26 protein-coding genes and 1 other annotated feature are annotated in these 21,039 nt (G+C 39.1%); all 26 genes read right to left on the bottom strand.

What is annotated here, in order from left to right; genetic code table 11:
* The 26 genes from rplN to rpmG all read right to left on the bottom strand — a co-directional run bounded on the left by rplN (position 1) and on the right by rpmG (position 20,979).
* Positions 1 to 369: a 50S ribosomal protein L14 gene (rplN, locus tag ACZ42G_RS02110; protein ID WP_013296987.1), complete on the bottom strand. Its 369-nt coding sequence runs from the start codon at positions 367 to 369 to the stop codon at positions 1 to 3.
* Between the two features lie 19 nt (positions 370 to 388).
* The gene (gene rpsQ, locus ACZ42G_RS02105; RefSeq protein ID WP_013787157.1) at positions 389 to 643 is read right to left on the bottom strand and encodes a 30S ribosomal protein S17; all 255 of its coding nucleotides are present in this window, start codon (positions 641 to 643) and stop codon (positions 389 to 391) included.
* Between the two features lie 15 nt (positions 644 to 658).
* Positions 659 to 862: a 50S ribosomal protein L29 gene (gene rpmC / locus ACZ42G_RS02100; protein WP_013296985.1), complete on the bottom strand. Its 204-nt coding sequence runs from the start codon at positions 860 to 862 to the stop codon at positions 659 to 661.
* Complete coding sequence (gene rplP, locus ACZ42G_RS02095) at positions 852 to 1,286, bottom strand: 50S ribosomal protein L16 (protein ID WP_013787156.1); 435 nt, start codon at positions 1,284 to 1,286, stop codon at positions 852 to 854. The genes rpmC and rplP overlap by 11 nt, the downstream gene beginning before the upstream one ends.
* A 2-nt stretch (positions 1,287 to 1,288) precedes the next feature.
* A complete protein-coding gene (rpsC, locus tag ACZ42G_RS02090) occupies positions 1,289 to 1,954 on the bottom strand; it encodes a 30S ribosomal protein S3 (RefSeq protein ID WP_013787155.1) in 666 nt (221 codons plus the stop codon).
* Positions 1,955 to 1,966: 12 nt separating this feature from the next.
* Entirely contained in the window at positions 1,967 to 2,299 is a 333-nt protein-coding gene (gene rplV, locus ACZ42G_RS02085) for a 50S ribosomal protein L22 (RefSeq protein ID WP_085113702.1), read from the bottom strand.
* A 17-nt stretch (positions 2,300 to 2,316) separates the two neighbouring features.
* Entirely contained in the window at positions 2,317 to 2,598 is a 282-nt protein-coding gene (rpsS, locus tag ACZ42G_RS02080) for a 30S ribosomal protein S19 (protein ID WP_013787153.1), read from the bottom strand.
* A 21-nt stretch (positions 2,599 to 2,619) separates the two neighbouring features.
* Positions 2,620 to 3,450 (bottom strand): 50S ribosomal protein L2, encoded by an 831-nt coding sequence (gene rplB, locus ACZ42G_RS02075; protein WP_085113703.1) that lies wholly within the window; start codon positions 3,448 to 3,450, stop codon positions 2,620 to 2,622.
* Between the two features lie 25 nt (positions 3,451 to 3,475).
* The gene (gene rplW, locus ACZ42G_RS02070; RefSeq protein WP_013787151.1) at positions 3,476 to 3,769 is read right to left on the bottom strand and encodes a 50S ribosomal protein L23; all 294 of its coding nucleotides are present in this window, start codon (positions 3,767 to 3,769) and stop codon (positions 3,476 to 3,478) included.
* Entirely contained in the window at positions 3,769 to 4,389 is a 621-nt protein-coding gene (gene rplD, locus ACZ42G_RS02065) for a 50S ribosomal protein L4 (protein WP_013787150.1), read from the bottom strand. Before rplD ends, rplW begins: the two co-directional genes overlap by 1 nt.
* Before the next feature lie 17 nt (positions 4,390 to 4,406).
* Entirely contained in the window at positions 4,407 to 5,036 is a 630-nt protein-coding gene (gene rplC / locus ACZ42G_RS02060) for a 50S ribosomal protein L3 (RefSeq protein WP_085113704.1), read from the bottom strand.
* 51 nt (positions 5,037 to 5,087) lie between these two features.
* Complete coding sequence (rpsJ, locus tag ACZ42G_RS02055; protein WP_013296976.1) at positions 5,088 to 5,396, bottom strand: 30S ribosomal protein S10; 309 nt, start codon at positions 5,394 to 5,396, stop codon at positions 5,088 to 5,090.
* A gap of 176 nt (positions 5,397 to 5,572) precedes the next feature.
* Positions 5,573 to 6,775: an elongation factor Tu gene (gene tuf, locus ACZ42G_RS02050; protein ID WP_274893939.1), complete on the bottom strand. Its 1,203-nt coding sequence runs from the start codon at positions 6,773 to 6,775 to the stop codon at positions 5,573 to 5,575.
* A 25-nt stretch (positions 6,776 to 6,800) separates the two neighbouring features.
* A complete protein-coding gene (gene fusA / locus ACZ42G_RS02045; protein WP_085113705.1) occupies positions 6,801 to 8,870 on the bottom strand; it encodes an elongation factor G in 2,070 nt (689 codons plus the stop codon).
* Between the two features lie 48 nt (positions 8,871 to 8,918).
* A complete protein-coding gene (gene rpsG / locus ACZ42G_RS02040) occupies positions 8,919 to 9,389 on the bottom strand; it encodes a 30S ribosomal protein S7 (RefSeq protein ID WP_014757920.1) in 471 nt (156 codons plus the stop codon).
* 15 nt (positions 9,390 to 9,404) lie between these two features.
* Complete coding sequence (gene rpsL / locus ACZ42G_RS02035; protein WP_013787145.1) at positions 9,405 to 9,776, bottom strand: 30S ribosomal protein S12; 372 nt, start codon at positions 9,774 to 9,776, stop codon at positions 9,405 to 9,407.
* 64 nt (positions 9,777 to 9,840) lie between these two features.
* Positions 9,841 to 10,086 (bottom strand): ribosomal L7Ae/L30e/S12e/Gadd45 family protein, encoded by a 246-nt coding sequence (locus ACZ42G_RS02030; RefSeq protein WP_013787144.1) that lies wholly within the window; start codon positions 10,084 to 10,086, stop codon positions 9,841 to 9,843.
* A gap of 84 nt (positions 10,087 to 10,170) precedes the next feature.
* A complete protein-coding gene (rpoC, locus tag ACZ42G_RS02025) occupies positions 10,171 to 13,725 on the bottom strand; it encodes a DNA-directed RNA polymerase subunit beta' (protein WP_464851162.1) in 3,555 nt (1,184 codons plus the stop codon).
* Between the two features lie 26 nt (positions 13,726 to 13,751).
* On the bottom strand, positions 13,752 to 17,465 hold the full coding sequence (rpoB, locus tag ACZ42G_RS02020) for a DNA-directed RNA polymerase subunit beta (RefSeq protein ID WP_464851160.1): 3,714 nt from the start codon (positions 17,463 to 17,465) through the stop codon (positions 13,752 to 13,754).
* Between the two features lie 273 nt (positions 17,466 to 17,738).
* The gene (gene rplL / locus ACZ42G_RS02015; protein WP_013787141.1) at positions 17,739 to 18,113 is read right to left on the bottom strand and encodes a 50S ribosomal protein L7/L12; all 375 of its coding nucleotides are present in this window, start codon (positions 18,111 to 18,113) and stop codon (positions 17,739 to 17,741) included.
* 29 nt (positions 18,114 to 18,142) lie between these two features.
* Entirely contained in the window at positions 18,143 to 18,670 is a 528-nt protein-coding gene (rplJ, locus tag ACZ42G_RS02010; protein WP_014757917.1) for a 50S ribosomal protein L10, read from the bottom strand.
* Between the two features lie 14 nt (positions 18,671 to 18,684).
* Positions 18,685 to 18,803: a sequence feature (ribosomal protein L10 leader region), on the bottom strand.
* 40 nt (positions 18,804 to 18,843) lie between these two features.
* Positions 18,844 to 19,536 carry a 50S ribosomal protein L1 gene (gene rplA, locus ACZ42G_RS02005; protein ID WP_041592050.1) on the bottom strand — a complete coding sequence of 231 codons (693 nt, stop codon included), beginning with the start codon at positions 19,534 to 19,536 and terminating at the stop codon, positions 18,844 to 18,846.
* Between the two features lie 58 nt (positions 19,537 to 19,594).
* Entirely contained in the window at positions 19,595 to 20,017 is a 423-nt protein-coding gene (gene rplK, locus ACZ42G_RS02000) for a 50S ribosomal protein L11 (RefSeq protein WP_085113710.1), read from the bottom strand.
* 25 nt (positions 20,018 to 20,042) lie between these two features.
* Entirely contained in the window at positions 20,043 to 20,570 is a 528-nt protein-coding gene (nusG, locus tag ACZ42G_RS01995; protein WP_014757914.1) for a transcription termination/antitermination protein NusG, read from the bottom strand.
* A gap of 30 nt (positions 20,571 to 20,600) precedes the next feature.
* Positions 20,601 to 20,801 carry a preprotein translocase subunit SecE gene (gene secE, locus ACZ42G_RS01990; RefSeq protein WP_013787136.1) on the bottom strand — a complete coding sequence of 67 codons (201 nt, stop codon included), beginning with the start codon at positions 20,799 to 20,801 and terminating at the stop codon, positions 20,601 to 20,603.
* A gap of 28 nt (positions 20,802 to 20,829) precedes the next feature.
* Positions 20,830 to 20,979 carry a 50S ribosomal protein L33 gene (rpmG, locus tag ACZ42G_RS01985; RefSeq protein ID WP_013296962.1) on the bottom strand — a complete coding sequence of 50 codons (150 nt, stop codon included), beginning with the start codon at positions 20,977 to 20,979 and terminating at the stop codon, positions 20,830 to 20,832.
* Positions 20,980 to 21,039: the final 60 nt, after the last annotated feature.

The raw sequence follows: 21,039 nt of genomic DNA, 5'->3' as shown, positions 1-21,039 counted from the left end.
TTATAGAACTTCCGGTGCAAGTGAAATTATCTTCATAAAGTCTTTTTCTCTTAATTCTCTGGCAACTGGTCCAAATATACGAGTTCCTCTTGGCTGCAAATCGTCTTTTATTATGACAGCAGCGTTGTCGTCAAATCTTATATACGTACCATCTTTTCTGGCAATACCTTTCTTTGTTCTAACTATGACAGCTTTTACTACATCGCCTTTTTTTACAACACCCCCGGGTGTTGCACTTTTGACAGAAGCAACTATTATATCACCTATATTAGAGAATTTTCTCGTTGAACCACCCATCAAATGTATACACATAATCTCTTTAGCACCAGTATTGTCTGCAACTTTTAATATTGTTTGAGGCTGTATCATCTCAAATACCTCCTTTCAGTCATTCTGCCTTTTTAATTATCTCAACAAGCCTCCATCTTTTTTCTTTGCTTAAAGGCCTAGTTTCCATTATCTTAACTATATCACCAATATTGCATTGATTGTTTTCATCATGTGCCTTAAACTTCTTCGTACGTCTTACTATCTTGTTATACAGTGGATGCCTTATTCTATCTTCTACAGCAACAACTATCGTCTTCTGCATCTTGTTGCTGACAACTTTTCCTATCCTAACTTTTCTCATGCCTCTTTCCAATTTAAATCCTCCTTTCTATGCATTCAACTTGCCAAGTTCTCTTTCTCTCAAGATCGTCTTTATTCTTGCTATAGACTTTCTGACATCTCTAACTCTCATAGGATTGTCTAATTGTCCAGTGGCAAGTTGAAACCTAAGGTTAAAAAGTTCTCCCTTTAAATCGGAAAGCTTCTGCAATAATTCTTCGTCTGTCAATTCTCTGATCTCTTTAGCCTTCATTCTCTTCACCACCCAATTCTTCACGTTTTACGAACTTCGTTTTTATAGGCAGTTTGTGCTTAGCTAATCTTAAAGCTTCCCTTGCAACATCCTCATTTACACCAGCTATCTCAAAAAGCACTCTTCCCGGCTTCACTACAGCTACCCAGTATTCAGGTGATCCCTTGCCAGAACCCATACGTGTCTCTGCAGGTTTTTCTGTAACAGGTTTATCTGGGAAAATCTTTATCCAGACTTTTCCGCCTCTCTTTATATACCTTGTCATAGCAACCCTGGCAGCCTCTATTTGAACTGCTGTTATCCAGCCACCCTCAAGTGCTTGCAAACCGTAATCTCCATAGGTTACTGTATTTCCTCTTGTAGCGTTGCCTTTTATCCTGCCTCTTTGCTGTTTCCTGTATTTTACTCTCTTAGGCATCAACATGGTTATTTGCCTCCTTCCGCTGTTACCTGTTTCTTCGGCTGTGGCAATATCTCTCCTTTGTTAATCCAAACTTTAACGCCGATCTTGCCATATGTTGTATTTGCTTCCGCAAATCCATAATCAATGTTAGCTCTTAATGTCTGTAGTGGCACAACCCCTTCATGGTATCTTTCAGTACGAGCAATTTCAGCTCCAGCCAATCTTCCTGAACACGCAATCTTTATACCCTTAGCACCTTGTTTCATTGCTCTCGCTATAGATTGCTTCATTGCACGTCTGAATGAAATTCTTCTTTCTAATTGTGAAGCTATGTTTTCAGCCACTAGCTGTGCATCCAACTCTGGATTTTTTACCTCAACGATGTTTATGACGACTTTTTTATTCGTCATTTTTTCGATTTCTTGTCTCAATTCTTCTATACCTGCTCCGCCTTTTCCTATTACCATGCCAGGCTTTGCAGTATAAACATCAATCTTTATCCTATTAGCTGCTCTTTCTATTTCGATTTTCGGCACACCCGATGCATAAATTTTATTCTTTATATAGTCTCTTATCTTTATATCTTCAATCAAAAGATCGCTAAAATCTTTATCCTTTGCAAACCATTTTGCATACCAATCTTGTGAAACACCAACTCTTAAGCCACGAGGATTAATCTTTTGACCCATTTTATCCCTCCTTTATTTTTCATCAACTACTACTGTTATATGGCTCGTTCTTCTTCTCATCAGATTTGATCTACCCATCGCCCTTGGCATCATTCTCTTCATTATAGGACCTTGATCAGCAACAGCTTTAGCAACATAAAGGTTGTCTCTATCAAGTCCCAAGTTGTTTTCAGCGTTTGCAATAGCTGATTTTAAAACTTTTTCCACTATGCCTGCCGCCTTATTCGGAGTGAACTTTAATATCGCTAACGCTTCATTGACATCTTTACCGCGTATTAAATTCATAACAAGGCCTGCTTTTTGAGGTGAAATTCTTACATATTTTGCGACTGCTTTCGCTTCCACACTATTACCTCCTTTGCCTATTGTACTTTTGAAGACTTTTCAGTATCTGCATGGCCGTGGAACGTACGTGTTGGAGCAAATTCCCCTAACTTGTGACCGACCATATCCTCTGTTATATAGATAGGTACATGCTTTCTACCATCGTGTACTGCTATAGTATGACCAACCATCTGTGGGAATATAGTGGAACTCCTTGACCATGTCTTCAAAACCTTTTTTTCATTCTTCTTATTCATTTCTTCTATCTTTTTCAAGAGTTTTTCATCAACATAAGGGCCTTTTTTTAAGGATCTACTCAAAATCACAGCCTCCCTTCCCAACTAAGCTTTGCGACTTTTTACTATCATTTTATTAGTAGACTTGTTTTTCTTACGTGTCTTATATCCAAGAGCAGGTTTGCCCCATGGAGTCATTGGTCCCGGATGTCCTATAGGTGCCTTACCTTCACCACCGCCATGTGGATGATCAACAGGATTCATTACTGAACCTCTAACTGTAGGCCTTATACCTAACCATCTTGACCTACCAGCTTTACCAATCGTTACATTCTCATGATCTAAATTAGATACTTGTCCGATTGTAGCTCTACAATTGGATCTGATGCGCCTTACTTCTGAAGACGGCATTCTTACCTGCACATAATCTCCTTCTTTTGCTATCAATTGAGCCATAGCACCAGCTGCCCTGACCAACTGTCCACCTTTACCAGCTACTAACTCAATATTGTGAATAAACGTACCAACCGGAATACGGCTTAGTGGAAGCGCATTACCTACTTTAATATCAACATTTTCACCAGATTCTACTATGTCACCAACTTTTAAGCCATATGGTGCTATAATATATCTTTTTTCACCATCAAGATAGTGGATAAGAGCAATAAATGCTGATCTGTTTGGATCGTACTCTATAGAAGCTACTTTTCCTGGTACACCATCTTTATCTCTTTTAAAATCAATGATCCTGTATTTTCTTTTGTGACCGCCGCCACGATGGCGCACAGTTATCCTGCCGTATACATTGCGTCCACCTGTTTTGTTGAGACTGACTGTCAACGACTTTTCTGGTTTGTCTTTTGTAATTTCTTCAAATGTCAATACAGTCATTTGTCTCCTACCAGGTGATGTAGGATTGTATTTTTTTATACCCATTGTTTTCCCTCCTTAAATAGATCTCTTACGCTTGCAATCCTTCAAAGAATTCGATTCCTTTGCTGTTTGGTTTTAGCTTCACGATAGCCTTTTTGTAGCTATTAGTCCTGCCGACATTTCTACCTACTCTTTTTAACTTACCCATATAATTCATTGTATAGACTTTTTCAACATCGACGCCAAATAATTCTTCAACAGCTTGCTTTATCTGAATCTTATTCGCGTTTTTATCGACGATGAAGGTGTATTTTCTTTCATTCATTAGATTCATGCTTTTTTCGGTAATAACCGGTTTTAAGATTATATCTCTTGCATCCATCAAGCATACACCTCCTCAACTTTATTAACCGCATCCTTCGTAATTATAAATCTGTCGTATTTTAATACGTCGTATGTGTTCAAGCTATTTGCGAAAACAGCCTTTACATTTGGTATGTTCCTGGATGACAAAATAACATTTTCCTTGCCATCAGGAATGACAATAAGCGCATTCTTTACATCAAACTTTTTAAGCATCTCGGCAATTTTTTTAGTTTTTGGCTCATCTATATTAATATCATCAATGACTATTATCTCATTGTCTCTTACTTTTGAAGATAAAGCTGATTTTAATGCAAGCCTCTTAACCTTCTTTGGAATGTTGTAACTGTAATCTCTCGGTTTCGGCCCAAAAACAACGCCACCTTTTACCCATTGTGGTGCTCTTATACTTCCTTGGCGAGCTCTACCAGTACCTTTTTGTCTCCAAGGCTTAATACCGCCACCTCTAACTTCGCCACGTCTTTTTGTTGAATGAGTACCCTGTCTTTGGTTTGCCAAATAGTTTAAAACTGCTTCATGCATGACAGGTACATTTACTTCAACGCCAAATACATTGTCGCTCAATTCAATTTCACCAATTTGTTCTGCATTTATATTATAAACCGCTACCTTCGGCATCTATTTTCCTCCTTTCGTTATTTGCTCTTAACAGTGTCTCTTATCATAAGGAGCGAACCCTTGACTCCTGGCACTGAACCTTTAATAAGCAGCAAATTCTTTTCAGGATCTACTTTTACTACTTCTAAGTTTTGAATAGTAACTCTTTCATTTCCCATATGACCTGGCAGTTTTTTGCCTTTAAATGTCCTTGAAGGATCTGAACTAGCTCCCATCGAACCTGGTCTTCTATGGTATTTAGAACCATGGGCCATAGGTCCTCTGTTGGCATTGTACCTTTTTACTACACCTGCAAATCCTTTACCCTTTGATGTTCCAATCACATCGACTCTGTCGCCAACAGAAAAGATGTCAGCTTTTATTTCACTGCCAACTTCATAAGATGATATATCATCTAGCCTAAACTCTCTTAAATATTTTTTAAACGGCACATTTGCTTTTGCAAAATGTCCCTTTAAAGGCTTTATCAATCTTTTTTCTTTTACATCACCGAAACCAACTTGTATAGCATCATATCCATCATTTTCTTTAGTCTTCTTTTGAACGACTACACATGGACCTGCCTCTACAACTGTAACTGGTATCATTTCGTTTCCTACAAATATCTGTGTCATTCCATGTTTTTTGCCTAGTATTGCCTTTTTCATCTTCTACCCTCCTGAAATCATCGGACGCTTTCGCGTCATAATTTCCTAATTTTATAATTTTATCTCTATATCGACACCCGCTGGTAAATCCAATCTCATTAATGCATCTACAGTCTTAGGTGTTGGGCTTAATATATCAATAAGCCTCTTGTGTGTCCTTGTCTCAAACTGTTCCCTCGAATCTTTGTATTTATGTGGCGCTCTTAGTATCGTGATTACATCTCTTTCCGTCGGAAGTGGTATAGGTCCTGACACTTCTGCGCCTGTCCTCTTTGCCGTCTCAACAATCTTTTCAGCAGATTGATCTAACACCATATGATCAAAAGCTTTTAATCTTATGCGAATTTTCTGTTTGGGCATAATTATTCCCTCCTTCTATATAAGCAATCATTAATTCCATATACACTCATCCACGCGTTTTCAACTCTGTAAAAATCCGTCCAACTTTATTAGTTTACCTTAAAGAGCGCATTATTTCAAGTCTTGACAAAACAATAGTTATGTGCTAATAGCTTATGCTATTAGCACATTTTTTCTTAAGCAAGAATCTTGGAAACAACACCGGCTCCTACTGTGTGTCCGCCTTCTCTTATAGCAAATTTTAGTCCTTCTTCCATTGCTATCGGTGTTATTAATTCTATTGTCATCGTTACGTGGTCTCCGGGCATTACCATCTCTACGCCCTCTGGTAATTCTATTACTCCTGTTACGTCTGTTGTCCTGAAGTAGAACTGTGGTCTGTATCCATTGAAGAATGGTGTGTGTCTTCCGCCTTCTTCTTTTGTTAACACGTATACTTGTCCTTCAAATTTCGTGTGCGGTTTTACTGACCCTGGTTTCGCTAAGACTTGTCCTCTTTCTACTTCGTCTCTTGTTACTCCTCTTAACAATACTCCTATGTTGTCTCCTGCTTCTGCTTCATCCAGCGTCTTCCTGAACATCTCTACTCCTGTTACTACTGTCTTCTTGCTTTCGTCTGATAATCCTATTATCTCTACTTCGTCTCCTACTTTTAACTTGCCTCTCTCTACTCTTCCTGTTGCAACTGTTCCTCTTCCTGTTATCGTGAATACATCTTCTACTGGCATCAGGAATGGTTTGTCTACATCTCTTTCTGGTGTTGGTATATAGCTGTCAACTGCATCCATTAAGTCCCATATCTTGCCACACCATTGACAATCTCTTTGTCCGCATCCGCATTCCATTGCTTTTAATGCTGAACCTACTACTATCGGTGTGTCATCTCCTGGGAATTCATATTCATTTAACAGCTCTCTTACTTCCATCTCTACTAATTCGATTAATTCTTGGTCGTCTACCATGTCTGCTTTGTTTAAGAATACTACGATGTATGGTACGCCTACCTGTCTTGCTAACAGGATGTGCTCTCTTGTCTGTGGCATTGGACCGTCTGCTGCTGATACTACCAGTATCGCTCCGTCCATCTGCGCTGCTCCTGTTATCATGTTCTTTACGTAGTCTGCGTGTCCTGGACAGTCAACATGGGCATAGTGCCTTTTCTCTGTCTCATATTCTACGTGCATTGTGTTTATTGTGATTCCTCTTGCTTTTTCTTCTGGTGCTTTGTCTATTTCATCGTATGCTGTCGCTTGTGCCATTCCTTGTTTTGATAATACTATCGTTATTGCTGATGTTAATGTCGTTTTGCCATGGTCTACGTGTCCTATTGTCCCTATGTTTGCATGGGGTTTCTTTCTTTCGAATTTTTGCTTTGCCATTTCTTTTCCTCCTTACATTAATTTTTTATTTTTTTTCTAATATTTGATCAGCGATGTTTTTAGGTACTTCTTCATAATGGCTAAATTGCATCGTATAAGTACCTCTTCCTTGAGTTTTCGAACGAAGGTCTGTAGCATATCCAAACATTTCAGCCAGTGGAACCATGCCTCTTATGACTTTCGCACCAGCTCTATCCATCATACCTTCAATTCTTCCACGCCTTGAGTTTATATCACCCATTACATCGCCCATATATTCCTCAGGAACAACGACTTCCACTTCCATTATAGGCTCTAAAAGAACAGCGCCACCCTTTTTCATACCTTCTTTGAAAGCCATTGAACCTGCTATCTTAAATGCCATATCAGATGAGTCGACTTCATGGTATGAACCGTCAACTAATGAAACTTTAACGTCAACAACTTCGTATCCTCCAAGGATGCCATTTTCCATTGCTTCCTGCACACCGGCATCTACTGAAGGAATGTATTCTTTTGGTATAACACCACCGACTATCTTATTTTCAAATTGATATCCTTGACCTCTCTCTAAAGGTTCCATTTCAAGCCATACATGACCATACTGACCACGTCCACCTGACTGCCTTATGAATTTTCCTTCTACGCGCACAGGTTTTGTTATGGTCTCTTTATAAGCAACTTGTGGTTTGCCGACGTTGCACTCTACATTAAATTCTCTCTTCATTCTGTCGACTATGATTTCCAAGTGCAACTCGCCCATACCGGCTATAATAGTCTGGCCTGTCTCTTGATCTGTGTACGTCTTAAATGTAGGATCTTCTTCAGCTAACTTTTGAAGAGCTACTGCCATTTTATCCTGAGCAGCTTTAGTTTTTGGCTCTATCGCAACTCTTATAACAGGTTCAGGGAACTCCATCGACTCTAATAGAATAGGCTGATTTTCATCGCACAATGTATCGCCTGTAGTTGTATCTTTCAGTCCAACTGCTGCAGCTATATCACCTGTATAAACTTTATCAATTTCCTTCCTGTGATTAGCGTGCATTTGAAGAATTCTTCCTATTCTCTCTTTCTTTCCTTTTGTGGAATTTAAAACATATGAACCTGCTTCCAAAGTTCCAGAATATACTCTGAAAAACGCAAGTTTTCCGACATAAGGATCAGCCATTATCTTAAAAGCAAGTGCTGAGAATGGTTCGTTGTCATCTGCCTTTCTCTCTATCTCCTCATCACTATTAAGCTTCATGCCTTTTACAGCAGGAATATCTATAGGAGATGGCAGATACCTTACGACAGCATCCAGCATCGGCTGAACACCTTTGTTCTTGTAAGAAGAACCGCAAGTTACACACACCAGCTCGTTGTTGATAGTTCCCTTTCTTAAAGCAGCGTGTATCTCCTCTTCTGTAATCTCTTCGCCTTCTAAGTATTTTTCCATCAAAACTTCATCTTGCTCTGAAACAGCTTCTAATAGCTTTTCTCTGTACTCTTCAGCTAAATCCTTTAAATCTGCAGGAATCTCGACTTCGTCTGATACTGTACCTAAATCATCTTCGTATATGATAGCACGCATCTTAATCAAGTCAATGATCCCAACAAACGTATCCTCTTTTCCAATAGGAAGCTGTATTGCTACAGGATTTGCGTTTAATCTTTCTTTCATCATTTTAATTACATTAAAAAAGTCCGCACCCATTATGTCCATCTTATTTACGTAAGCCAATCTTGGAACTCTGTATTTATCAGCCTGTCTCCAAACTGTCTCTGATTGTGGCTCAACGCCACCCTTTGCGCAAAAGACTGCAACTGCACCATCTAATACTCTTAAAGAGCGCTCTACCTCAACTGTAAAGTCCACGTGTCCCGGCGTATCTATTATATTTATCTTGTGATCTTTCCAATAGCATGTTGTAGCAGCAGAAGTTATCGTAATACCTCTTTCCTGCTCTTGCTCCATCCAGTCCATTGTAGCATTTCCCTCATGGACTTCACCTATTTTATGGACTTTTCCTGTATAAAACAGTATTCTTTCGGTAGTAGTAGTTTTGCCAGCATCTATATGCGCCATTATTCCAATATTCCTAACTTTATCTAAGCTGTAATCTCTAGGCATTTATATCCTCCTTTCCTGCCCATATAATACACACTACCATAACCATTATTACCATCTGTAATGTGCGAATGCTTTATTTGCTTCAGCCATTTTATGTGTATCTTCTCTTTTCTTTACGCTAGCACCTGTATTATTTGCAGCATCCATGATTTCGGCTGCTAATTTTTCAACCATTGTCCTTCCGCTTCTTTTTCTTGCAAAGTCAATGATCCATCTGATTCCAAGAGTTTGTCTCCTCTCAGGCCTTACCTCAACAGGTACTTGGTAAGTCGCACCGCCTACACGTCTCGGCTTTACTTCAAGAACAGGCATGACATTGTTCAATGCCTCTTCAAATACTTCTAATGGATCTCTACCAGTTTTTTCTCGTATTAAATCAAATGCACCGTAGCATATCTTCTGTGCTATGCCTCTCTTGCCACTGTACATTATCTTATTTATTAGCTTTGTCACTTTTTTGCTATTATATACTGGATCTGGTAGCACATCGCGTTTTGCTACATAGCCTTTTCTAGGCATTCACTATCCCTCCTATCATTTAGGTTTCTTAGCACCATATTGTGAGCGAGCTTGTTTCCTGTTTGCAACTCCAGCTGCATCAAGTGTTCCTCTTATAATTTTGTATCTAACACCAGGCAAGTCTTTTACCCTTCCACCTCTTATAAGTACTACAGAGTGCTCTTGAAGATTATGGCCAATACCTGGTATATATGCTGTGACTTCTGTGTTATTGACAAGTCTTACCCTTGCTATTTTTCTTAAAGCAGAGTTAGGCTTCTTTGGTGTTGTAGTTTTAACAACAGTGCAAACGCCCCTCTTTTGAGGATTACCTTTTAATGCCGGGGATGCGGATTTATATTTAACTTTCTTTCTTCCTTCTCTTACTAATTGATTGATCGTCGGCATCATTCCACCTCCTTCCAATTTTTAGAAGATTTATCCCCTATTTAGGGGATAAATCTCATTGCTCTTACTTTAATTCAGCAGCAGTAGCTGCTCCAACATCAATGCCGCACATATCACCTAATTCACTCATTGTGTCTATATAAACTATTTCGATAGACTTTGAATTACAAGCATCAATGATTTTTTTAGTTACATGTTCTTCAGCATCCCGAGCAATATATACTTTAGCAGCTTTATCATTTGTAACGGCTTTAAATGTCTGCTTCGCTCCTATAACCATTTTAGAAGAACTGCTTTTACTTGAACTCATTAAGTTCTTCCTCCCTACATGGAAGTAGTTTTCAACACACTTAAATATTTTATCATTAAGGTCAAACTCTGTCAACAATAGATATTATTTTACATTTGCCTCTACATTATCACTTTCAGCAGCATTTCCTTCACTTTCTGATTGACCTGCAGTCTTAACTACAATATTTCTATACCTTGACAAACCTGTTCCTGCCGGAATCAGTTTACCTATTATGACATTTTCCTTAAGGCCTATCAAAGGATCAACCTTTCCTTTTATGGCTGCATCAGTCAAAACTCTGGTTGTCTCTTGGAATGATGCAGCAGATAAGAATGAATCTGTAGCAAGGGCAGCTTTTGTAATTCCTAAAAGGGCTCTCGTTCCTGAAGCTGGCCTTAAACCTTTCTCCAAAGCTTTTCTATTTTCTTCTTCAAAGGCAAACATATCTACCAGCTCTCCAGGCATCATTGATGTGTCTCCGGAATCTTCAATCTTAATCTTTCTCATCATTTGACGTATTATTACCTCTATGTGCTTGTCGTTTATTTCAACACCTTGAAGCCTGTATACCTTTTGAACTTCCTGCAGTAAATAAGTCTGTACTGCAAACAGCCCTTTTATCTTCAATATGTCGTGTGGATTTACAGATCCTTCTGTAAGCTCGTCACCTGCTTCAATGTACTGACCATCTTGAACTTTAAGCCTTGAGCCGTAAGGTATGAGATATGTCTTCGAAATATTATTTTCGTTGTCCGTTATTACGACTTCTCTCTTCTTTTTGGTCTCATTTATCTTTACAACGCCTGGTATCTCAGATATAACAGCTAATCCCTTTGGCTTTCTCGCTTCAAACAGCTCCTCAACCCTCGGAAGACCTTGTGTTATATCAGCGCCAGCAACACCGCCAGTATGGAAAGTTCTCATTGTAAGCTGTGTACCAGGTTCTCCTATGGCCTGCGCCGCAATTATACCGACGGCCTCACCAATTTCAACTTGTGAACCGGTAGCCAAGTTCCTTCCATAGCACATCCTGCAGACGCCATGCTTTGATTTGCATGTCAAGAGAGATCTTATCTTAACCTTCTTTATGCCTAACTCTTCAATTTTCTCTGCATCTTCTTCAGAAATCATCGTATTTTTCTTTACTATTATTTCGCCTGTAGTGGGATCTTTTATGTCCTCCAGTGATACTCTTCCGCTTAATCTATCAGCAAGCTTTTCTATTACTTCGTTGCCTTCTTTAATCTCACTTACATAAATTCCTTCATCTGTACCGCAATCATCTTCTCTGATTATAACATCCTGGCTTACATCTACAAGCCTACGGGTTAAATAACCTGAGTCAGCAGTTCTTAAAGCCGTATCAGCCAAACCCTTTCTGGCGCCATGAGTAGAAATAAAGAATTCCAAAACGTTAAGTCCTTCTCTGAAATTAGATCTTATAGGAAGCTCAATTATTCTACCCGCCGGGTTAGCCATCAATCCTCTCATACCAGCTAACTGCTTTATCTGGTTTTTACTGCCTCTTGCACCTGAATGAGCCATCATGAATATAGGATTGAATCTATCAAGATTAGCCATGAGGGCATCGCTTACTTTTTCTGTCGTCATGTTCCACGTTCTAATGACGCTTTCATACCTTTCCTCTTCCGAAATGAGACCGCGCCTAAACTGAGCATCTATCTTCTTAACTGCTTCGTCAGCTTCATTTAAGAGGGTCTTCTTCTCTTCAGGTATTACCATATCAGAAACGCTGACAGTCAGTGCAGCTTTAGTAGAATACTGATAGCCTAAAGCCTTTATTTTGTCTAAGGTTTCAGCGGTCTTTGTAGGTCCATGCACTCTATATACTCTGTCCAATATCTTGCCTAATTTTGACTTATCGACTAATGTAGATACCTCCAGATCAAACATTGTATCAGGATTTGTCCTATCCACAAAGCCTAAATCTTGAGGTATGGCCGAATTAAATATAAGCTTTCCTATAGTTGTCTCGATGACTTTAGTTTTAACCTCGCCATTTACCTCTCTCTTCATTCTCACTTTTATCTTGGCATGAATATTTATTTGGCCTAATTGATACGCCATAAGAGCTTCTTCGTAGTCTTTAAATAACCTACCTTCGCCTAAGACGCCGTCTTCATCGCCTGTCAAATAGTAGCACCCCAAAACCATATCCTGAGTAGGTGTCATGACAGGCTTTCCATCCTGTGGCTTTAATATGTTGTTAGCAGCCAGCATTAAAAATCTCGCTTCTGCTTGCGCCTCTACAGTCAAAGGAACGTGGACTGCCATCTGGTCTCCATCAAAGTCAGCGTTGTAAGCCGTACATACTAACGGATGAAGCTTTATAGCCCTGCCTTCTACCAACACAGGTTCAAATGCCTGTATGCCTAAACGGTGCAGTGTAGGTGCTCTGTTTAAAAGAACTGGATGCTCTTTGATTACATCTTCTAATACATCCCAAACTTCTGGGCGCACCTTTTCCACCATTCTTTTAGCACTCTTTATATGCTGCGCTATCCCTTTGTCAACAAGCCTTTTCATCACAAAAGGCTTGAAAAGCTCAAGAGCCATCTCTTTAGGAAGACCGCACTGATAAAGCTTTAATTCAGGACCAACTACTATAACAGAACGGCCAGAATAGTCTACCCTCTTACCTAACAAGTTCTGCCTAAATCTTCCTTGCTTACCTTTTAGCATGTCAGACAAAGACTTCAGTGGCCTATTGCCAGGACCTGTAACCGGCCTTCCTCTTCTGCCATTATCAATAAGGGCATCAACAGCTTCCTGCAACATTCTCTTCTCATTTCTGACTATGATGTCAGGAGCACCTAAGTCGAGAAGTCTTTTCAATCTATTGTTTCTATTTATAACCCTTCTATAAAGATCGTTCAAATCCGACGTTGCAAACCTTCCACCATCCAATTGAACCATTGGCCTTAAATCAGGCGGAATTACAGGTATCACGTCAAGTATCATCCATTCAGGCTTATTGCCTGAATCCAAAAACGCCTGAACAACTTCTAACCTTCTTATGGCTCTTACACGCTTTTGCCCTGTTGACTCCCTAATTTCAGCCTTTAACTCTTTCGACAACTTCTCGAGATCTATTTCCTGCAGAAGCTCTTTTATTGATTCAGCACCCATGCCTGCCTTAAACTTGTTGCCGTATTTATCTAAATACTCTCTATACTCTTTCTCGCTTAAAAGCTGCTTCTTGGAAAGGTTAGTCTCACCAGGATCTATCACGACGTAAGACGCAAAATACAAAACTTTTTCAAGGGCTCTTGGGGACATGTCAAGTATTAATCCCATGCGGCTTGGTATACCCTTGAAATACCATATATGGGAAACTGGGGCAGCAAGCTCAATATGCCCCATCCTTTCACGTCTAACTTTCGACCTTGTGACTTCAACACCACATCTATCGCATATAACGCCTTTGTACCTTACTCTTTTATACTTTCCACAGTGACATTCCCAATCCTTTGTAGGTCCAAATATCTTTTCACAAAACAGACCTTCTCTTTCTGGCTTTAAAGTTCTGTAATTTATAGTCTCAGGTTTTTTTACTTCACCTCTTGACCATTCCCTTATCTTTTCAGGTGAAGCAAGTCCTATTTTCATTGAATCAAAATTCTTAAGCTCAAACAAGGAGTTTCGCTCCCTTCATAATAATTTTATAGATCATAATCGTCATCAAAGCTGTCACTATCGCCAAAGTCTATATCGGTCGGTTCAAAGTTAAGATCGTCAAATGCATCTTTATCTTCATCAAAATCTTCGTTAAATTCTTCGCCATAATTTACCTCTGGCGGCGCATCTTCCCTGCCTTCAATATTAATGTTTATCGTATCTTCTGAGATATCATCATCATCTTCATCTTCAAATTCTTTCAGTGCTACTTCTTGATTATCCTCAGTCAATACTTTTACATCAAGGCAAAGGCTTTGCAATTCTTTAACAAGAACCTTAAATGACTCTGGTACACCAGGCTCTGGTATATTTTCACCTTTGACTATAGATTCGTATGTCTTCACACGTCCTGTTATATCATCAGATTTAACTGTAAGTATTTCCTGCAATGTGTGGGCAGCTCCATATGCTTCAAGCGCCCATACTTCCATCTCACCGAATCTCTGACCACCAAACTGTGCTTTACCACCAAGTGGCTGCTGTGTGACAAGAGAATATGGTCCTGTAGATCTTGCATGCATTTTATCATCGACAAGGTGATGCAGCTTAAGCATGTACATATATCCAACAGTAACTGGATGGTCAAAAGGTTCACCTGTTCTTCCATCGTAAAGCTGTATTTTTCCATCCGGCGAAAATCCTGCCTTTTCAAGCAGCTCTTGTATATCTTCCTCATGGGCACCATCAAATACCGGCGTAGCCATATACCAACCCAAAGCTTTTGCTGCAAGTCCTAAGTGGACTTCCAAAACCTGACCGATATTCATACGAGAAGGAACACCAAGAGGGTTCAGGCAAATCTGAAGCGGTGTACCATCAGGTAAAAACGGCATATCCTCAACAGGAAGTATCCTTGAAACGACACCCTTATTTCCATGCCTACCTGCCATCTTATCGCCAACAGATATCTTTCTCTTCTGTGCGATAAAGACTCTCACCATTTCATTTACTCCTGGAGGCAGTTCATCGCCATTTTCTCTCGTGTACACTTTAACATCTACAACTATGCCGCCTTCACCATGAGGAACTCTTAAAGAAGTATCTCTGACTTCTCTCGCTTTCTCTCCGAATATGGCTCTTAACAATCTTTCTTCTGCAGTAAGCTCTGTTTCGCCTTTTGGAGTTACTTTGCCGACGAGAATGTCTCCAGCCGTAACTTCTGCACCAATGCGTATGATTCCTCTCTCGTCTAAATCCTTTAATGCTTCTTCGCCAACATTAGGAATATCTCTCGTTATCTCTTCCGGTCCTAATTTTGTGTCTCTTGCCTCTGACTCGTATTCCTCAATATGGATAGATGTAAGAGCATCCTCCTTTACAAGTTCTTCGCTAATCAAAATAGCATCCTCGTAATTGTAACCTTCCCAAGGCATAAATCCAACCAATACATTGCGTCCAAGTGCAATTTCACCCAATTCTGTAGAAGGTCCATCGCTTATAACCTGTCCTTTTTCAACGCGATTCCCTTCATTTACTATTGGTCTGCAATTTATGCAAGTCCCTTGGTTTGATCTCTTAAATTTAAGAAGTTCATACTCGTCACGTCTTCCATCATCTGTCTTTATTACTATTTTGTCTGCCGTAACTCTCTCTACTATGCCACTGTTTCTGGCGATATTTACAACGCCTGAATCCCTGGCAGCCTTATACTCAATGCCAGTCCCAACGATAGGCGCCTGTGGAACAAGGAGTGGAACAGCTTGTCTCTGCATGTTTGAACCCATCAGAGCCCTGTTTGCATCATCATTTTCCAGGAAAGGAATCATTGCGGTAGCTACAGAAACTACCTGCTTCGGAGAAACATCCATAAAATCTACTTCTTCTCTGGGCACTGACAAAATATCATCTTTCGAGCGAACTGTAACCCTCTCATTTACAAATCTATTCTCTTCATCAAGAGGTTCGTCTGCTTGAGCGATCACATACTCATCTTCCACATCTGCAGTCATATACACAATCTCATTGAGGACCTTACCTGTCGATTTATCGACTTTTCTGTAAGGAGCTTCAATAAACCCATACTCGTTTATCCGTGCATATGTAGCGAGGGAACCAATAAGTCCTATGTTTGGACCTTCAGGCGTCTCTATAGGACACATTCTACTGTAATGTGTATGATGGACATCCCTGACTTCCATTCCGGCTCTTTCTCTGCTTAGCCCTCCTGGGCCTAATGCACTTAATCTTCTCTTGTGAGTAAGCTCTGCAAGGGGGTTTGTCTGATCCATAAACTGTGAAAGCTGTGAACTTCCAAAAAACTCTTTAATTGCAGCAACAACAGGCCTAATATTTATCAGGTTTTGAGCAGTAATTTCACTGACATCTTGTATAGTCATTCTTTCTCTAACTACTCTTTCCATCCTTGATAGACCTATTCTAAACTGATTTTGAAGCAATTCGCCAACTGATCTGAGCCTTCTATTTCCAAGGTGATCAATATCATCAACAAACCCAATACCATATGAAAGATTTAAATTGTAATTTACAGAAGCAATAATATCATCTTTAGTGATATGTTTAGGTATTAATTCATCCAGTCTTCTTCTTATCTCATTTTTTATGTCATCTTCGCTTGAAAAATTATCCAGAATCTCTTTCAAAACAGTCAAATGCACTTTCTCTTTTATCTTAAGATCTGACACATCAAAGGAAAGCGGATATTCATTAATATCAACAGTATTATTGCCAATTATCTTAACTGGTCTTCCTTCAACAAGCACTTCAACCTCATTTATGCCACAATCCTGGATTTTTTTAGCAATCTCCCTTGATATTCTTTGACCTTCCTCAACGATGATTTCGCCTGTCAGTGGATTGACAATTTTTGCAGCGGCTTTCTGATTCGTCAATCTCGAACTTAATGCAAGCTTTTTATTAAACTTATAGCGACCAACATGCGCAAGATCGTATCTTTTTGGATCAAAGAATAAAGAGTACAGCAAACTTTTAGCGCTTTCAACAGTAGGCGGTTCACCAGGTCTCAATCTTTTATATACCTCAAGCAAACCTTCTTCTTCAGATTTTGTGGTGTCCTTATCAAGAGTAGCCTTTATTCTTTCATCTTCCCCAAAAAGATCCAATATCTGTGCATCCGTCCCATAACCTAAAGCTCTAAGAAAAACAGTGATTGGAACTTTTCTCGTCCTATCTATTCTAACAGAAAAAATATCATTTGAATCTTCTTCGTACTCCAGCCATGCACCTCTATTCGGTATGACAGTAGCAAAAAACAGCTTCTTACCTAACTTATCAAACTGTTGTTCGTAATATACGCCTGGCGATCTTACCAACTGGCTGACAATAACGCGTTCCGCGCCATTTATTATAAAAGTACCTTTGTCTGTCATCAAAGGAAAATCGCCCATAAAAACTTCTGATTCCTTTATTTCACCAGTATCGCGATTAGTCAATCTTACCTTTACTTTCATTGGCGCCGCATAAGTAGTGTCCCTATCTTTACATTCCTCTACAGAGTATTTAGGATTGTCATCAAGCTTGTAGTCTAAAAATTCTAAAGACAAATTGCCGGTAAAACTTTCAATCGGAGATATGTCTCGGAAAACCTCCCTTAAGCCTTCTTCCAAAAACCACTTATAGGAATTTTTTTGGACTTCAATCAAATTAGGCATATCCAAGACTTCTTCAATCCTTGCAAAGCTCATGCGCTTCTTGTAGCCGGCATCAACAGGATGTAACATCCACTTCACCCCTTATAAATTTAAAATAACCAAAAGAGAAAGCTTTTGGATAATATACAGAAAGACATAATTATTATTTACCAAAATACATACAAATATTCTATTATTTACATGCAATAAAAATTTTTGTTGCCGTTCTTCATTTATGTAATAAATGACACTGTTAATGCAATATATAATATTACCACAATGGCAAAAGCATGTCAATAAGGGATATTCAATAAAAAGAAAAAAGCACTCTTGCCGAATGCTTTTTTCTCTTTGATATTTTAATTATTTTATTTCTACTTTTGCTCCAACTTCTTCGAATTTTGCCTTTATTTGATTTGCTTCATCTTTGCTTACGCCTTCTTTAATTGGCTTTGGAGCACCTTCAACAAGATCTTTTGCTTCTTTTAATCCGAGATTTGTAACCTCTCTAACAACTTTTATTACTTTTATCTTTTCTGAACCTACATCTGACAATATGACATCAAATTCTGTCTTCTCCTCAGCAGGTGCTGCTGCTGCTCCTGCTGCAGGTGCTGCTGCTACAGCAACAGGTGCTGCTGCTGAAACTCCAAATTCTTCTTCCAAAGCTTTTACTAAATCAGCTAATTCCAAAACTGTCATATTTTTTATGGCTTCTAAGATTTCTTCCTTATTCATTACATATACCTCCATTTTTTATTTTTGTGTTATTGTGCTTCTTTTTTCTCTTTAACAGCATTTAAAGCTATTACAAGACTTCTCAATGTACCAGACAATACATATACAAGGTTGTTTATAGGCGCCTTCATGCTGCCAAGTGCTTTTGCGATAAGTTCTTCTTTTGATGGCAATTCTGATAATGCTTTTATTTCCTCTGGCCCTACTATTTTGCCATCTACAATACCTGCTTTTAATTCCAAACCTTTATTGTTTTTCAAAAATTCAACCAGAATCTTAGCAGGTGTAACAGGATCATCGTACCCGAAAGATACTGATGTTGGTCCTTCTAAGTACTTTTTCAAGTCATTGTAACCAAGTTCTTGCGCCGCACGCCACATCAAAGTATTTTTGTATACTTTGTATTCAGCGTTAGCCTCTTTAAACTTTCTCCTTAAAGCAGTATCGTCCTCAACTGTCAATCCACTGTAGCTGGTAAATATGACGGATTGTGCTCTTCCCAGTTTATCTTTAAACTCACTAACGACTTTTTCCTTAGCTTCCCTCGCTGTGCTCAAACTTACACCTCCCGTCTTAAATATTAAAAGGATCCACCGTAGACATGAGGATCCTTTCTTAGCTTTATCAAAAACCTCGGTAGGATTTATGTGTTGCCACACCTACTGTCTACGGTAAGTTTTCAATTTTACTTTAAGAGTATATCACTATTATGGTTTTATGTCAACAGCTATCATACGATTCTTTGCGGATTAACCTTGATTCCAGGTCCCATCGTCGATGAGAGGACAACGCTTCTCAAATATTGTCCTTTTGCTGCTGCAGGTTTAGATCTTATTATAGCATCCATTATCGTCTTGAAATTCTCAACCAATTTCTCTTGTCCGAAAGAAACTTTTCCAATAGGTACATGGATTATTGAATTTTTGTCAACTCTGTACTCAATTTTACCAGCTTTCACGTCTTTTACTGCCTTCTCAATGTCAAATGTGACTGTACCAGCCTTTGGGTTTGGCATTAAGCCTTTTGGTCCTAAGACCTTACCAAGTCTACCTACTACACCCATCATGTCTGGTGTAGCTATAACAACATCGTAGTCAAACCAGTTTTCATTTTGAATTTTTGCGACTAATTCTTCAGCTCCAACATATTCAGCACCAGCAGCTTCAGCCTCTTTTGCTTTATCGCCTTTTGCAAAAACCAAAACTCGAACCGTCTTGCCTGTCCCGTGAGGAAGTATTACAGTTCCTCTGACCTGCTGATCTGCATGTCTTGGATCAACACCAAGCCTTACCGAAAGATCAACGGTCTCATCAAATTTTGCCTTTGCAGTCTTCAAAACCAAATCGACAGCTTCATTTGCATCATACAATCTTGTCTTATCTATTAATTTCACACTATCTAAATACTTCTTACCATGTTTCATGTTATTTTTTACCTCCTTGTGGTATTTTTCGGACACAAGTCCTCCCACTTAACAACTACTACTCAATTTCAATGCCCATGCTTCTTGCAGTACCAGCTATCATTCTCATAGCCGCCTCAATATCTGATGCATTTAAGTCTTTCATCTTCAGTTCTGCTATTTCTCTTACTTTATCCTTTGAAATCTTTGCGACTTTCTGCTTGTTAGGCTGTGGTGAACCACTTTCAATACCAGCAGCCTTCTTTAAAAGCACAGCCGCAGGTGGTGTCTTTGTGATGAATGAAAATGACCTATCTGCATATATGGTAATAACTACAGGAATGATCAAACCAGCTTGTTTTGCCGTCTTTTCATTAAACTCCTTGCAAAAACCCATTATATTGACACCATGTGGTCCAAGAGCTGTACCTACTGGTGGAGCTGGTGTAGCCTTTCCTGCAGGTAACTGTATCTTGACAACTGCAGCAACTTTTTTAGCCATGTTTACACCTCCTAATTCATGTCATCTATTGAATTTTTTGAATCTGGACAAAGTCAAATTCCACTGGGGTTTCTCTGCCAAACATCGAAATCAAAACTTTAGCCTTTTGTCTGTCAAGGTAAATCTCTTCAACAACACCGATGAAATTCTCAAGTGGTCCGGCAATAACCCTAACACTATCGCCTACTTTTATATCTACTGACGTCTGTATCTCCTTAATGCCTAAGCTTCTCACTTCCGCTTCAGTAAGTGGTACAGGTTTAGATCCAGGCCCAACAAAGCCAGTTACGCCTCTGGTATTTCTTACCACATACCATGATTCATCATTCATTACCATCTTCACCAGTACGTATCCTGGAAATACCTTTCTGTCAACAGACTTCTTTTTGCCGTCTTTTATCTCTACCACTTTTTCAGTCGGAACTACGACTTGATGTATTAAATTTTGAAGATTTCTATTTTCAACAGACTTTTCCAGATTCGCCTTAACCTTATTTTCATATCCGGAATAAGTATGGACTACATACCATTTAGCTGAATTTGTTTCAGACATCATCGATTTGGGGATAAACCCCATCCTCCTTTAACTTTTTATAATTAATTTCAGTAGATAGCTAAAGGCCGAGTCTGCAAGGAATATCAACAATGTAAATGCTATTACCACAACCAGTACAACTTCTGTATATGCAATCAAATTGTCTCTTGTTGGCCACGTAACTTTCTTCATCTCGGCTTTTATTTCCCTAAAAAACTTCCCGACTTTTCTCCTTTCATCGGCAGCCATCGAATCACATCCCTTTATAACTTGTATTTTACCTTGTCTCTTTATGCAATGTATGTTTTCTGCAGAACCTACAGTATTTCATAAGCTCTATCCTATCAGGATCGTTCTTCTTGTTTTTAGTAGTATTATAGTTTCTCTGCTTACATTCCGTGCAAGCTAATGTAATCTTAACCCGCAACAATTCCACCTCCCGGAATTTAAAACTACTTTTAAAACTTTATCATAAATATTAATTTAT

Source organism: Thermoanaerobacterium calidifontis (genome assembly GCF_055381745.1).
Note: the sequence above shows the minus strand (reverse complement) of the source record. Positions and strands in the feature narration are given on the sequence as shown.

Coding starts and splice junctions, on each gene's coding strand:
- rplN (WP_013296987.1), bottom strand. CDS start 369: ATGATACAGCCTCAAACAATATTAAAAGTTGCAGACAATACTGGTGCT.
- rpmC (WP_013296985.1), bottom strand. CDS start 862: ATGAAGGCTAAAGAGATCAGAGAATTGACAGACGAAGAATTATTGCAG.
- rplP (WP_013787156.1), bottom strand. CDS start 1,286: ATGTTGATGCCTAAGAGAGTAAAATACAGGAAACAGCAAAGAGGCAGG.
- rpsC (WP_013787155.1), bottom strand. CDS start 1,954: ATGGGTCAAAAGATTAATCCTCGTGGCTTAAGAGTTGGTGTTTCACAA.
- rplB (WP_085113703.1), bottom strand. CDS start 3,450: ATGGGTATAAAAAAATACAATCCTACATCACCTGGTAGGAGACAAATG.
- rplW (WP_013787151.1), bottom strand. CDS start 3,769: ATGGATGCAAGAGATATAATCTTAAAACCGGTTATTACCGAAAAAAGC.
- rplD (WP_013787150.1), bottom strand. CDS start 4,389: ATGCCGAAGGTAGCGGTTTATAATATAAATGCAGAACAAATTGGTGAA.
- rplC (WP_085113704.1), bottom strand. CDS start 5,036: ATGAAAAAGGCAATACTAGGCAAAAAACATGGAATGACACAGATATTT.
- rpsJ (WP_013296976.1), bottom strand. CDS start 5,396: ATGCCCAAACAGAAAATTCGCATAAGATTAAAAGCTTTTGATCATATG.
- tuf (WP_274893939.1), bottom strand. CDS start 6,775: ATGGCAAAGCAAAAATTCGAAAGAAAGAAACCCCATGCAAACATAGGG.
- fusA (WP_085113705.1), bottom strand. CDS start 8,870: ATGCCTAGAGATTACAGCTTAGATAAAGTTAGGAATATTGGAATAATG.
- rpsG (WP_014757920.1), bottom strand. CDS start 9,389: ATGCCTAGAAAAGGCTATGTAGCAAAACGCGATGTGCTACCAGATCCA.
- rpsL (WP_013787145.1), bottom strand. CDS start 9,776: ATGCCGACGATCAATCAATTAGTAAGAGAAGGAAGAAAGAAAGTTAAA.
- ACZ42G_RS02030 (WP_013787144.1), bottom strand. CDS start 10,086: ATGAGTTCAAGTAAAAGCAGTTCTTCTAAAATGGTTATAGGAGCGAAG.
- rpoB (WP_464851160.1), bottom strand. CDS start 17,465: ATGTTACATCCTGTTGATGCCGGCTACAAGAAGCGCATGAGCTTTGCA.
- rplL (WP_013787141.1), bottom strand. CDS start 18,113: ATGAATAAGGAAGAAATCTTAGAAGCCATAAAAAATATGACAGTTTTG.
- rplA (WP_041592050.1), bottom strand. CDS start 19,536: ATGAAACATGGTAAGAAGTATTTAGATAGTGTGAAATTAATAGATAAG.
- rplK (WP_085113710.1), bottom strand. CDS start 20,017: ATGGCTAAAAAAGTTGCTGCAGTTGTCAAGATACAGTTACCTGCAGGA.
- nusG (WP_014757914.1), bottom strand. CDS start 20,570: ATGTCTGAAACAAATTCAGCTAAATGGTATGTAGTCCATACTTATTCC.
- secE (WP_013787136.1), bottom strand. CDS start 20,801: ATGGCTGCCGATGAAAGGAGAAAAGTCGGGAAGTTTTTTAGGGAAATA.